Source organism: Curtobacterium sp. BRD11 (genome assembly GCF_031844345.1).
Classification (GTDB): Bacteria; Actinomycetota; Actinomycetes; order Actinomycetales; family Microbacteriaceae; genus Curtobacterium.
Window position 1 is genome coordinate 565,819 of the sequence record NZ_JAUZUZ010000001.1, and the last position, 12,881, is coordinate 578,699.

The following is a 12,881-nucleotide window of genomic DNA, read 5'->3' on the forward strand; positions in this document are numbered from 1 at the left end:
CGTCGGCGCGAGCCGCACCGGAGACGACGAGACGCCCCCGGATCCGGGGGCGTCTCGTCGTGCGGGCGGCGTCCCGTGGCGAGCAGGCGGACACGAGGGTCCCGCTCCGGACGCACCACCGCAACGGCCTGGAGGCGCGGCACCGGCCCGTCGGACCGGCACCGCGCCTCCGTGCGGTCACCTCGTCAGCGCGTCAGCGCACGTCCTCGTCGACCCAGTCGAAGGTCTTCGTGACGGCCTTCTTCCACAGGCGGAGCTGGCGGTCGCGCTCGGCGTCGTCGAGCTGCGGCTCCCAGCGCCGGTCCTCCTGCCAGTTGGCGCGGAGCTCGTCGAGGTTCGCCCAGAACCCGACGGCCAGACCGGCGGCGTACGCGGCTCCGAGGGCGGTGGTCTCCGCGACGACCGGACGCACGACCGGCACGTTGAGGATGTCCGCCTGGAACTGCATGAGCGCGTCGTTGGCCGTCATGCCACCGTCGACCTTGAGCTCGGTCAGGTCCACGCCGGAGTCCGCGTTCACGGCGTCGAGGACCTCGCGGGTCTGCAGCGCCGTCGCCTCGAGGGCGGCACGGGCGATGTGCCCCTTGTTGACGTAGCGGGTCAGGCCGACCAGGGCACCGCGGGCATCCGGTCGCCAGTACGGCGCGAACAGGCCCGAGAACGCCGGGACGAAGTACACGCCACCGTTGTCCTCGACGGTCTTGGCGAGGGCCTCGACCTCCGGGGCGCTGCCGATGATGCCGAGGTTGTCGCGGAGCCACTGGATGAGCGAGCCCGTGACGGCGATCGACCCCTCGAGGGCGTAGTGCGTCTCCTGGTCGCCGAGCTTGTAGCCGACCGTGGTGAGCAGCCCGTTCTCCGACCGGACGATCTCCGTGCCCGTGTTGAAGATGAGGAAGTTGCCGGTGCCGTAGGTGTTCTTCGACTCGCCCTGGTCGAACGCGGCCTGACCGAAGGTCGCGGCCTGCTGGTCGCCGAGGATGCCGGCGATCGGGACCTCGCGGAGCAGGCTGGAGGACTCGACGTGGCCGTAGACCTCGGAGGAGCTGACGATCTCCGGGAGCATCGACTTCGGCACCCCGAAGTCGGCCAGGATGTCGTCGCGCCACTGGAGCGTCTCGAGGTCCATGAACAGCGTGCGGGACGCGTTCGTGACGTCGGTCTTGTGGACGCCGCCGTCGGTGCCACCCGTCAGGTTCCAGAGGACCCAGGTGTCGGTGGTGCCGAAGAGCAGGTCACCCGCCTCGGCCTTCTCGCGCGCACCCTCGACGTTGTCGAGGATCCAGGCGATCTTGGTGCCGGCGAAGTACGTGGCGAGGGGCAGGCCGACGATCGCCTTGTAGCGGTCGGTGTCACCGTCGGCGAGCTCGTCGACGATCGACTGCGTGCGGGTGTCCTGCCAGACGATGGCGTTGTAGACGGCCTTGCCGGTGTTCTTGTCCCAGACCACGGCGGTCTCGCGCTGGTTGGTGATGCCGACCGCCGCGACGTCGTGGCGGGTGATGTCGGCGCGGGACAGGGCCTGGCCGATGACCTCACGGGTGTTGTCCCAGATCTCCGCCGGGTCGTGCTCGACCCAACCGGCACGCGGGAATATCTGCTCGTGCTCCTTCTGGCCGACCGACTTGATCGAGCCGGAGTGGTCGAAGACGATGGCGCGCGTCGAGGTCGTGCCCTGGTCGATGGCGACGATGTAGTCGGCCATGGGTTCTCCTTGGGTTGCGTTCGGTGTGGTGGACGGGTGGTCGTCAGGAGACGACGGGGAGCAGGAAGGTCGAGGCACCGGCGGCGAGGGCGCCACCGACGAGCGGGCCGACGACCGGGACCCAGGCGTAGGACCAGTCGCTGGAACCCTTGCCCTTGATCGGGAGGATCGCGTGGGCGATGCGCGGGCCGAGGTCACGCGCCGGGTTGATGGCGTAGCCGGTGGGGCCACCGAGCGAGACACCGATCGCGATCACGAGGAAGGCGACGGGGACGGCACCGAGCTCGGCCGGGGTCTTGCCGTTGGTGAAGGCGAGCACGACGAACACGAGCACGAAGGTGCCGATGACCTCGGTGACGACGTTCCAGCCGTAGCTGCGGATGGCCGGGCCGGTCGAGAAGACACCGAGCTTGGCGGCCGCGTCGGGCTCCTCGTCGAAGTGCTGCTTGTACGCCAGCCAGACGATGACGGCACCGATGATCGCGCCGATGAGCTGGGCGATCCAGTAGAGGAACATCTCGCCGACGGTGATGTTGCCGAGCAGCGCCTGCGCGAGGCTGACCGCGGGGTTGAGCTGGCCGCCGGAGCTGTAGGACACGGTGACGCCGGCGAAGACCGCGAAGCCCCAGCCGATCGTGACCATGAGGAAGCCGGCGCCGAAGCCCTTGGACTTCGTGAGGGACACGGCGGCGACGACACCGCCACCGAGGATGATGAGCAACGCCGTGCCGACGAGCTCTGACATGAAATTGACGCCGATGCCGTCCATCGGTGACCTCCAGTGCGAGTGGTGGGGGTCCGGTGGCTGCTGCGTCCGGCACTCCCCGTCGAGTGATTGGGGCCGAGCATAGTGAGGCGGATCGTCGCGACGCGATCACGCAACGAGTCGAGTCCGCGAAACTGCACGAACGTGCACGAGCGGTGTGCGGTCCGGCATCCCGCACCGGGGCCGCGGGAGCATGGTCCTGCACGAATGTGCACCGGAGACGAACGGGCGGTCGCTGTAGGGTGAACGCACTCCGGTCGACGACGGCGGTGTGGATCCGCCCGCGGTCGACCCCCGTCCTCGTGGAGGCCCGTCATGAAGAAGCTCATCAACGATCCGCACGACGTCGTGACCGAGACCGTCCGTGGGTTCGCCCGGGCGCACGAGGGGCACGTCGTCCTGGTCGAGGACCCGATCCACCTGCACCGCGCCGACGCCCCCGTCCGCGGCAAGGTCGGCATCGTGAGCGGCGGCGGCAGCGGGCACGAGCCGCTCCACGCCGGGTTCATCGGCCACGGCATGCTCGACGCAGCCGTGCCGGGGCCGGTCTTCACCAGTCCGACCCCGGACCCCATCGTCGCCGCGACGAAGGCGGTGGACGGGGGAGCGGGCGTGCTCCACATCGTGAAGAACTACACCGGCGACGTCCTCAACTTCGAGACCGCGGCGGAGCTGGCCGAGCTGGAGGACATCCGCGTCGCGTCCGTCGTCGTCGACGACGACGTCGCCGTGCAGGACTCGCTCTACACGGCAGGACGCCGCGGCGTGGCCGGCACCGTCGTGGTCGAGAAGTGCGCCGGCGCCGCAGCCGAGCGCGGCGACGACCTCGACGCCGTCGCGGCGGTCGCCCGCCGCGTCAACGAGGTCACACGGTCGATGGGCCTGGCCCTGGGCTCCGGCACCGTCCCGCACGCGGGGGAGCCGTCCTTCACGCTCGCGGACGACGAGGTCGAGCTCGGGATCGGCATCCACGGCGAGCCGGGCCGCGAGCGCATCCCGATGGCTCCGGCCGACCAGCTCGTCGACCGCGTGCTCGAACCGGTGCTCGCCGACCTCGACGCGCCTGCGGGCTCGCAGCTGCTGCTCCTCGTGAACGGGATGGGCGGGACCCCGCTGTCCGAGCTCTACATCGTCTACCGGCGCGCCGCCGAGGTCCTCACGGACCGTGGCCACCACGTCGCGCGTAGCGTGGTCGGCGACTACGTCACGTCCCTCGAGATGCCGGGCTTCTCGATCACCGTCACGGTGCTCGACGAGGAGCTCACGGCACTCTGGGACGCCCCGGTGGAGACCCCGGCGCTGCGCTGGGGTCGCTGACCACCGTCCACCATCCAGGAAGGAACACGAATTGGCGCTCGACACCGCATGGGCCATCGACTGGGTGCGTCGCACCGCCGCGACGATCGACGACCACCGCGCCGAGCTCGTCACGCTCGACCGTGAGATCGGCGACGGCGACCACGGGGAGAACCTCGACCGCGGGTTCCGCGCCGTGCTCGAGACCGTCGACGGCGGCTCCTTCGACACCCCCGGCGCGGTCTTCAAGGCCGTCGCGACGAAGCTCATCTCGACGGTGGGCGGTGCCGCCGGTCCGCTCTTCGGGACCGCCTACCTGAAGGCCGCCCAGGCGGCCGGCGACGCGACCGAGCTCGACGCCGACACGCTCGTGGCCGTGCTCACCGCCGCACGCGACGGTGTCGTCTCCCGTGGCAAGGCCGAGGTCGGCGACAAGACGATGGTCGACGCGTGGTCCGCGGCCGTCGACGCCGCGACCGCCGCTGCGGCGGCCGGCGACGGGCCGGAGCGCGTGCTCGAGGCCGCCGCCGACGCCGCCGTGACCGGCGCCGAGTCGACCGACCCCCTCGTCGCCCGCAAGGGCCGCGCCAGCTACCTCGGGGAGCGGGCGATCGGACACCGCGACCCCGGGGCGCAGTCGACGGCGTACATCCTGCGCGCAGCGGTGGACGCCGCGTGACCGTCGGGATCCTGGTCGTCTCGCACAGCGCGGCGATCGCGACCGGCACCGTCGAGCTCGCCCGCCAGATGGCCGCGGACGTCCCGATGGTGGCCGCCGGCGGCACGGACGACGGCGGCATCGGGACGTCCTTCGAGGCGATCGCCGACGGCATCCAGGAGCTCGCGCCGGCGGACGCCGTCGTCGTGCTCTGCGACCTCGGCTCCGCCTACCTGACCACCGACACCGCACTGGACTTCCTCGACGAGGCCGACCGCGACCGGGTGCACGTCTCGCAGGCCCCGCTGGTCGAGGGCACGGTGGCCGCGGCGGTCGCCGCGCAGACCGGCGGCGACGTCGACGCCGTCCTGGCCGCTGCGTCATCGGCCGCACGGTCCGCGGACGACGACGAGAGCGCCTCCGACCCGACGGGGGACCAGCCGGGAGGCACGGCGCCCGTCGACGACGCGGATCCGACCGACGGGGCGGTCACCGAGACCGTCGAACTGGTCAACGAGAGCGGCCTGCACGCCCGGCCCGCGGCCGAGTTCGTGAAGGCCGCCGCGAAGCACGAGTCGCGCGTCCGCGTCAACGGCGTCGACGCGAAGAGCCTCCTCGCGATCATGGCGCTCGCCCTACCGAAGGGCGCGACCGTGACGATCGAGGCGGACGGACCCGACGCACGGGACGCCGTCGACACCCTCGTCGCGCTCGTCCGCTCCGGCTTCGGCGAGTGACGAGCGCCGCCGCGCGCGCCGAGGGGCGGGCGCGGCGGAGGTGCTCAGCGTCCGGGTGTCACGAACTCCTGCGGCCCCGTGACCCGGAGCAGGTCCAGCTTCGCGGCGTCCTCGCTGCCGGGCACCGCCGTGTAGACCACGATCCGCAGGTCGCTGCCCGGCACGCCGAGCACGTCGCAGTCGATCTCCACCGGGCCGACCGGGGTGTGCACGACCTTGCGACCGGTCCGGTGCTCGGCGATGCGCCCACCGTGCCAGCGCCGCTCGAACTCCGGGGACGCACGGCGCAGCCGTGCCACCAGCTCCGCGAGACGCCGATCCGCCGGGTACCGGCCCAGGGCGGAGCGGAGGTCGGCGACCAGGTCGCTCGAGAAGTCCTCCTGGTGGGTGTCGTCCCACTCGACGCCGTCGTGCCCCTGCGTGAAGTGCCGCCACACGAGGTTCGCCTCGAGGCCCGTCCAGCGCCCGGGGTCGCCGGAGACCGTGGCCCAGAGGTCGTTCCACAGCACGATGTCGTGCGCCGCCGTGAACACGGCCAGCGGGACGTCCCCGAGTCGGTCGAGCATGCGGTGCACGCCGGGCGGGACGTGGCGGGGGACCTCGCCCCGCGAGGGCACCGCGGCGCCCGCGACCCGGAACAGGTGGTGGCGTTCGGCCTCCGTGAGCCGGAGCGCGGTCGCGAGTGCGCCGAGCAGCTGCGGTGAGGGGTTCGTCGCTCTGCCCTGCTGCAGGCGCACCACGTGGTCGACGCTGACCCCGGCCAGGGTCGCCAGCTCCTCACGTCGGAGCCCGGCGGTGCGCCGGCCCGGCCCCGCCGGCAGTCCGACCTCGGCCGGACGCACCCGGTCACGCCAGGCGCGCAACACCTCCGCGAACTCGCTCATGCGACCATCATCACCCGGTTCGGGCAGGCGGTCCTGGTACTGCCGGTCCCACCGTCGACCGGTGCCTGGGAACCCGACGGCGAGGCGGGCATCGTGGACGGCATGACCACCACACTCATCACCGGGGCCAACCGTTCGCTCGGCCTCGAGACCGCACGCCGACTCGTCGAGGCCGGGCACACCGTGTACGCCGGCATGCGCGACACCGCCTCCGGGGACGAGGCGCGGGCCATCGGCGCGCACGTCGTGGCGCTCGACGTCACCGACCAGCCGAGCGTCGACGCCGCGCTCGCGTCGCTGCCGCAACTCGACGTGCTCGTGAACAACGCGGGGGTGCTCGGGACCTCGTTCGGCGTCGACGACCTCGACGCGGACGCGATGGCCGACGTGCTCGACACGAACGTCGTCGGGGTCGTCCGGGTGACGCAGGCGGCCCTGCCGCTGCTGCGTCGCTCGTCGAACCCGGTGATCGTCAACGTCGCGTCCGGCGTCGGCTTCGCGCGCTGGCTCACCACGCCCGGTCGCGACGAGCACCCGGTCCCCGCGGTGCCGTACGCGGCGTCGAAGGCGGCGCTCATCGCCGCGACCGTGCAGTACGCGAAGAACCTGCCCGGGTTCCGCGTGAACGCGACCGACCCCGGCTACACGGCGACCGCGTTCAACGGCTTCGGCGGGCACCAGACCGTCACGGAGGGCACGGACGCGACGGTGGCGCTCGCGCAGATCGGTCCGGACGGACCGACGGGGGAGTTCCACGACCGGACCGGCCGCATCGAGTACTGACCGGACGTCGGACGGGAGGCGCGTGGCGGGTCCGCCACGCGCCTCCCGTCCGTCCGTCTGCCGGGTCGGCGCAGCGCGTCCTCACCCGTTCCGGAGGTCGGGACGTCCGGGACGCGGTCGCTTGCGCGGCGGAGCGGCCCGACGCTCCTGCAGGGCGGAGTACCGGTACTCGTGGATGTAGGCAGCCGCGGCGGTGCTCTTCACCATGGTCAGGACGCAGCCCACGGCCTTGGTTCCCGCGGCCTGCAACGCGGAGCGGGCGATCTCGAGCTGCTTCTTGGTCGTCCGACCGACCGCTGCGACGAGGATGGCCCCTCCGCTGAGGTGGCTCAGGACCGCGGCGTCGGCCACCGGCAGGAGCGGTGGGGCGTCGATCAGCACGATGTCGTAGCGCTCCTCGAGGTCCGAGAGGACCGCTTGCATCGCTGCGCTCGCCACCAGCTCGGTCGGGTTCGGGGGGATCTGACCGGCGGGCAGGACCGCCAGACCCTGCTTGCCCCAGGGCTGGACCGCGTCCACGAGCTCCATCCGGCCGATCAGGACGTCGGTGATGCCGGCGCTGCCCTCGATCCCCATCAACTCCGCGACCTTCGGCCGTCGGAGGTCGCCGTCGACGAGCACGACCGACAGGTCGTTCTCCGCCAAGGAGACCGCGAGGTTGGCCGCGGTCGTGCTCTTGCCCTCCGAGGGGACCGACGAGGTGATGACGAAGCTCCGTCGCTTGCTGTCGACCTGGATGAACTGCAGGTTCGTGCGGATCCGGCGGAACGCCTCCGAGCGCGGGTTGCGCGGGTCGTCGTGCACGATCAGGGGACGATCGCGGACCGTCCGGTCGAACGCGATCTCACCGAGGGCGGACACACCCGCAGCACGTTCGACCGACTCGCGCCCGTCCAGTCGCGTGTCCAGCGCCGCGCGCATCGCCGCGAGGGCGAGCCCGACGAGCAGTCCGACGACGAAGCCTCCGGTGACGTTCACCGAGAGGCGTGGTGACGCTGGTCGACCCGGCGCGGTCGCCGGTTGGACCGTCTCCAACCGGAACGGACTCGCTCCGTTCGGTGTCGGTTCTTCGAGCTCCTCGGTCACGACGTGGGCGAGACTCGCGCCGATGGCGTTCGCGATCGATGCCGCTCGCTCGGCAGAGGGGTCGGTCACGGTGATCGTGACGATCACGCTGTCGATCGGTGTCTGCGCGGAGACGTGACGCGCGAGTTCGGACGACGGGACGTCCAGGCCGAGACGGTCGATCACCGGACGGAGGACCCGCTCCTTCGTCGCGAGGTTCGCGAAGGACTGCACCCGCTGCTCCGCGGCGTTCCCTCCCTGCGCGAGCTCGGACGAGTTGGTCGCGCCGGTCACGGAGACGTACACGTCGCTGCTCGCCTCGTAGGTGGGCGGGGTGAGCAGCGCGAGGAGCGACCCCCCTGCGACCCCCAACGCTGCACCGGCGATGATCAGCACCCATCCTCGACGGAGGAGGGCGATCACCTTGTCGAAGTCCACGGTGGTGTCCTCTCGGGTTCGTTCGATCGATCGATGGTCGTGCCTGCTCAGGCAGCCCGTGGCGGGCCCAGGACGAGTCGTGAGTAGAGGTCGATGTGCTGCTGCACCATGCGCTCGACCGAGAGACGACTCCGGACGACGCCGGCGTTCTCGAACCACGCCCGGGCACAGTCGTCGTACCGGTCGATGCGCTCGAGCGCCAGTTCGAAGAACCGCTCGGTGTCGTCGACGTCCGGGCGCTCCCACCCGGCCGGTACCTGCTCCTCCGAACCACTGACGTCGAAGAGCAGTGTCGGGAGCCCGCAGACGGCCGCTTCGCTCGTCACCGTGGAGAGTCCTTCCCGACGCGAGGGCAGCACGAGGAAGTGCGCTGACGCCATCTCCGGGCCGATCTCGTCGCGGGTCCGCGTGCCCAGGTACTCGACGTGCTCGGTGACGTCGAGCTGCCGGGCGAGCGCCTCCAGCTCCGGACGGAGCGTCTCCCGGTGCGAGATGATGCGCAGACGGGCGGGCTGGCCCTGGTCGAGGATCCGCCGCAGGAGTCGGAGGGCGAGGTGGACGCGCTTGAACTCGACGAGTTGTCCGACGTACAGCAACTCGAGCGGGCTCCCGGGAGGAGGAGCGAGCCGACGCTCGGGCTGGAACCGCTCGACGGCGAGCCCGTAGAGGATCGTGTCGACCTTGTCGTCCGGCACCCGCCCTCCGAGCCGACGGCGTTCGTCCTCGGTGAAGACGACAACGCTCTCCGCCCGCCACTCGATGAGGTTCCGCACGACCCTGTGCAGCCAGGGCTTCCACCCGCTCGCATGGTGCGTGAAGACGACCTTCGTCCGACCCGTCTAACCGTGACGGGGGAGGATCGCACGCAGGCAGGCCCTCGTGAGGTGGTTGAGGTGCACGACGTCGTAGCTTCCCCAGTCCCCGCGGATCGACGGTCCGGCGGTCGTCACGTCGACACCACGTGCGCGCAGGCCGTCCGCGAGCAGGCTGTCCGGCGTCTCCGCCATGTGCGTGGCGCGGTACTCGTCGCTCTGGGCGAAGATGCCGGACAGCATGAGGATCTTCATGGGTGCCTTCCTGGTGGTTGCTCAGTTCCGGTGGGCCCCGAGCATGCGGCGAGTGACGCAGCTCCCTGGCGCCGGAGCCATCGTAATGTAATATACGAACATGTGCAATGTTGAGGCTCGCGATCAGCCCGAGGACGACCACCTCCAGCCGGGTCGGCCCGAGGTCTCGGTGGTCATCCCCACGGTCCGGCTGGACGCGGACTTCGTCGCGGCGGTCCGGTCGGTGCAGGTGCAGACGCTCTCGGAGTTCGAGATCGTCGTGGTCCTGGACGGGATCGACGACACCGAGGGCGTCGTGCCCCACGACCCGCGCATCCGGTGTGTCGTCCTCGGATCACGTTCCGGCACGTCGGCGGCACTCAACGCGGGGATCGCCGCTGCGAGCAGTGACCTCATCGCACGACTGGACGCTGACGACCTCGCCGTGCCTGACCGGCTCGCCCAGCAGGTCGCATCGTTCCGGTCACGCCCCGATCTCGTGCTCCTCGGCTCGGCAGGCACGATCATCGACGCAGCAGGCGAGGAGCGCGGTCCCCTGGACGTCCCGCTCGGCGAGGTGTCGAGCGTCCTGCTCCGGCGCAACGCGTTCGTGCACTCGAGCACGATGTTCACTCGGTGGGCCTTCGACGCTGCCGGCGGGTACGACCCCCGCTGCACGCGCATGCAGGACTACGACCTGTGGCTCCGGATGGCCCGACTCGGTCCGGTGGTCAACGCACCCGACCGGCTGGTCCGCTACCGGGTCCACGACGGGCAACACAGCCGTCGGACTCCGGCCCACGGTCCCGCGGTCTCGGCGGTGCTCGAGTCTCGCCGGCAGCTCGCGCGCCACCTCGGACGACGCAGGATCGCCCAGCTCGTCGCCGATCGGACCTGGCTGGCTGCGCAGGTGGTCAGGGCGAGCGGACTGCGTCGCCCGCGTCATCTCGCACGCGTCCGGCGTGCCGTGCGCGACATCCGTCCTGCCGCGCGGCAGGAGCGGGATGGCGTCATCGTCATGACCACGATCGACGTGAGTCTCGACCACCACATGCGTGGTGCGCTGGCGGACCTGAGGCGATCAGGCTTCGGCCCGATCTGCCTGGTGTCGCGCGACACGGGGCGGCTCGGGGCCGTTGCAGAACGCGAAGGCGTCGCATCCGTGGCCGTCCCGATGGAGCGGGAGATCATGCCGGTCGCCGACCTGCGCGCGCTGGCCAGGTTGATCGCGTTGCACGCCCGTCTCCGACCCGCGCTCGTGGTCTACGGCACTCCGAAGGCCGCGCTCCTGGGCGCGATCGCCTCGACCGTGACCCGGGTCCCCGCTCGCGTGCACGTCCTGCACGGACTCCGCCTCGAGACCGTCCACGGGCTCCGCCGCCGCATCCTGCTCGAGAGCGAGCGTCTGACGATGCTCCTGTCGCACTCGAGCATCGCGGTGAGCGCCAGCCTGCGGAAGCGGTGCGCCGAGCTCGGCCTGCCGTCGTCCCGACCCCGTGTCCTCGGTCCCGGGGGCTTCGTCGGGCTGGACCTCCGTCGCCACCGGAGCGCAGCGCGTGCAGACCGACGCCGGGCGACGAGAGTGGCCATGGGGGCATCGCCGTCACTCCCGTTGATCGGCTTCGCGGGACGGGTGACGGCGGACAAGGGCATCGTCGAGTTGCTCGACGCCGTGGCGGCGGTCCGCGCCCGCGGGACAGCCGTGCAACTGGCCGTCGTCGGTGAGGACGAGGGCATCAGCGACCTCCCCGCCAGGACCCGCCGACTCCTGCGTGAACCTTGGGTGCTCCTGCACGGTCACGTGCCGGACGCCACCGAACACATCGCAGCGTTCGACGTGCTGTGCCTCCCGAGTCATCGAGAGGGTCTCCCGACCGTCGTCCTCGAGGCCATGGCAGCGGGGGTCCCGGTCGTGGCGAGTGCAGCCACGGGTGTCGTCGACCTCGTCGAGCACGAGCGCACGGGCCTCCTCGTCCCGGTGGGGGACTCCGATCGCCTCGCCGCGGCCCTGGAGCGGGTACTCCACGACGCTCCCCTCCGACAGCACCTCGTCAGCGGGGCCGCCGAGTCCGTGCAGGCGTTCTCGGAAGGACGGGTCTGGCGGCGCCACCGCGTCCACTACCGGGCTGTGATGCGGGCGGTCCGCTCGACGCGGGCCCGGCACTGAGCAGGTCGAGGCCCGGCGGGGGCGACGAACACGTGGTCGCCGCGCGCCGGTGTGCTCCGGGATCGCCGTCCCGAGCAGGGTCGCAGCGCCGTCCGTCGGGGACGGGGGCGTCTGACGCCGGGTGCGCGGAGGCCTCCTGGTCGAGCCGAGCCGGAGCGGCCGGGTCGATCAGGAGGCCTCGTGGAGTCGGGCCCTGGCGGCGTGGACGACCGCGTGGTGGGATGCGGGATCGATCCTCATGCGTGGATCCCCGGACCGGACGCGGCAGTCTCCTCAGGCGGCCAGGGTGTGACGAGCGATCGCCGCACGCCACGCAGATCCGGCGATGTCGTCGAGCGTCCTCGATGCCCTCCAGCCGAGCACGACGTTCGCGTGCGAAGGATCGGCGACCACGCTCGCCGGGTCGCCCGGACGCCGAGGAGCGTCCAGGGTGCGGATCTCGATCCCCGAGCAGACTCGTACCGCGTCGACGACGTCCAGCACGGAGCTCCCGGTCCCGGTCCCGAGGTTGAACACCCGCGCGCCGATCGGGGAACCCGACCGGACGTGGTCGAGTGCGGCGATGTGCGCTTCCGCCAGGTCGAGCACGTGGATGAAGTCCCGGACGCAGGTGCCGTCACTCGTCGGCCAGTCGGTCCCGAAGACCGTCACCGGCTGCGCTGCCAGCGCAGCCTCGACGACGATCGGCACGAGGTTCGTCGCGACGGTGTCGGCGAGGTCGGGCCAACCGGTGCCGGCCACGTTGAAGTACCGGAGGTCGGCCGCGCGGAGGCCCCACGCCGCTGCTGCGTTCTGCGTCATCCACTCGCCGATCAGCTTGGACTGCCCGTACGGGTTCACCGGACGGCAGGGCACCTGCTCGTCGATCACCGCCGGACCCGTCGTCTCGCCGTACACGGCTGCTGAGGACGAGAAGACCAGCTCTCGCACGCCCACCGCCTCCATCGCGGAGAGCAGGTTGGTCATCCCACCGACGTTGCAGCCGAAGTACCGGGTGGGGAAGGTCACCGACTCACCGACCTGCTTCCGCGCAGCGAAGTGCATGACCGAGGTCACACCGTGGTCGGACAGGACCTGACGCAAGGCGCCCTCGGCATCCTCGCCGGCGAGGTCGAGGTGGACGAACGGGACGTCGGGGACCCGAGCGAGACTCCCTTTGGAGAGATCGTCCACGATGACCACCCGCTCCCGTCGTTCGGCGAGCAGACGGACCACGTGGGAGCCGATGTACCCGGCACCTCCGGTCACGAGGGTCACGGGACCATTGCAGATCGTCATACATCTAGTATGTCACGCGTGTAATCTGTTGTGGTACCAATCCTCGCTCTTCTGGAGC

General features: G+C 71.2%; 12 protein-coding genes. 5 read left to right on the plus strand and 7 right to left on the minus strand.

Annotated features, from left to right (window positions below):
• Positions 1-193: 193 nt before the first annotated feature.
• On the minus strand, positions 194-1,705 hold the full coding sequence (gene glpK, locus Q9R28_RS02580) for a glycerol kinase GlpK (RefSeq protein ID WP_066654319.1): 1,512 nt from the start codon (positions 1,703-1,705) through the stop codon (positions 194-196).
• A gap of 43 nt (positions 1,706-1,748) precedes the next feature.
• Entirely contained in the window at positions 1,749-2,474 is a 726-nt protein-coding gene (locus Q9R28_RS02585) for an MIP/aquaporin family protein (RefSeq protein ID WP_209682573.1), read from the minus strand.
• Positions 2,475-2,786: 312 nt separating this feature from the next.
• Here Q9R28_RS02585 and dhaK point away from each other — a divergent pair, with 312 nt between their 5' ends.
• Genes dhaK through dhaM form a run of 3 tightly spaced genes read left to right on the plus strand, consistent with a single transcriptional unit; the run spans position 2,787 to position 5,162 of the window.
• Positions 2,787-3,788: a dihydroxyacetone kinase subunit DhaK gene (dhaK, locus tag Q9R28_RS02590; RefSeq protein WP_311205403.1), complete on the plus strand. Its 1,002-nt coding sequence runs from the start codon at positions 2,787-2,789 to the stop codon at positions 3,786-3,788.
• Positions 3,789-3,819: 31 nt separating this feature from the next.
• Entirely contained in the window at positions 3,820-4,446 is a 627-nt protein-coding gene (gene dhaL / locus Q9R28_RS02595) for a dihydroxyacetone kinase subunit DhaL (RefSeq protein ID WP_066654325.1), read from the plus strand.
• Positions 4,443-5,162 carry a dihydroxyacetone kinase phosphoryl donor subunit DhaM gene (dhaM, locus tag Q9R28_RS02600; protein WP_311205404.1) on the plus strand — a complete coding sequence of 240 codons (720 nt, stop codon included), beginning with the start codon at positions 4,443-4,445 and terminating at the stop codon, positions 5,160-5,162. The genes dhaL and dhaM overlap by 4 nt, the downstream gene beginning before the upstream one ends.
• Before the next feature lie 44 nt (positions 5,163-5,206).
• Here the strand turns inward: dhaM and Q9R28_RS02605 are convergent, their stop codons facing one another.
• Positions 5,207-6,046 (minus strand): helix-turn-helix transcriptional regulator, encoded by an 840-nt coding sequence (locus tag Q9R28_RS02605; RefSeq protein WP_311205405.1) that lies wholly within the window; start codon positions 6,044-6,046, stop codon positions 5,207-5,209.
• A gap of 102 nt (positions 6,047-6,148) precedes the next feature.
• On the opposite strand from Q9R28_RS02605, the gene Q9R28_RS02610 reads away from it, so the two are divergent.
• Entirely contained in the window at positions 6,149-6,829 is a 681-nt protein-coding gene (locus Q9R28_RS02610; RefSeq protein ID WP_311205406.1) for an SDR family NAD(P)-dependent oxidoreductase, read from the plus strand.
• An 81-nt stretch (positions 6,830-6,910) separates the two neighbouring features.
• On the opposite strand, the gene Q9R28_RS02615 is transcribed toward Q9R28_RS02610, so the two are convergent.
• The 3 genes from Q9R28_RS02615 to Q9R28_RS02625 form a co-directional block, all read right to left on the minus strand.
• A complete protein-coding gene (locus tag Q9R28_RS02615) occupies positions 6,911-8,332 on the minus strand; it encodes a polysaccharide biosynthesis tyrosine autokinase (RefSeq protein ID WP_311205407.1) in 1,422 nt (473 codons plus the stop codon).
• Between the two features lie 47 nt (positions 8,333-8,379).
• The gene (locus Q9R28_RS02620; RefSeq protein ID WP_311205408.1) at positions 8,380-9,105 is read right to left on the minus strand and encodes a glycosyltransferase; all 726 of its coding nucleotides are present in this window, start codon (positions 9,103-9,105) and stop codon (positions 8,380-8,382) included.
• A gap of 66 nt (positions 9,106-9,171) precedes the next feature.
• The gene (locus Q9R28_RS02625) at positions 9,172-9,399 is read right to left on the minus strand and encodes a hypothetical protein (RefSeq protein ID WP_311205409.1); all 228 of its coding nucleotides are present in this window, start codon (positions 9,397-9,399) and stop codon (positions 9,172-9,174) included.
• 100 nt (positions 9,400-9,499) lie between these two features.
• Here Q9R28_RS02625 and Q9R28_RS02630 point away from each other — a divergent pair, with 100 nt between their 5' ends.
• Positions 9,500-11,545: a glycosyltransferase gene (locus Q9R28_RS02630; RefSeq protein ID WP_311205410.1), complete on the plus strand. Its 2,046-nt coding sequence runs from the start codon at positions 9,500-9,502 to the stop codon at positions 11,543-11,545.
• A 273-nt stretch (positions 11,546-11,818) separates the two neighbouring features.
• Here the strand turns inward: Q9R28_RS02630 and galE are convergent, their stop codons facing one another.
• The gene (gene galE, locus Q9R28_RS02635; protein WP_311205411.1) at positions 11,819-12,802 is read right to left on the minus strand and encodes a UDP-glucose 4-epimerase GalE; all 984 of its coding nucleotides are present in this window, start codon (positions 12,800-12,802) and stop codon (positions 11,819-11,821) included.
• Between the last annotated feature and the right edge of the window lie 79 nt (positions 12,803-12,881).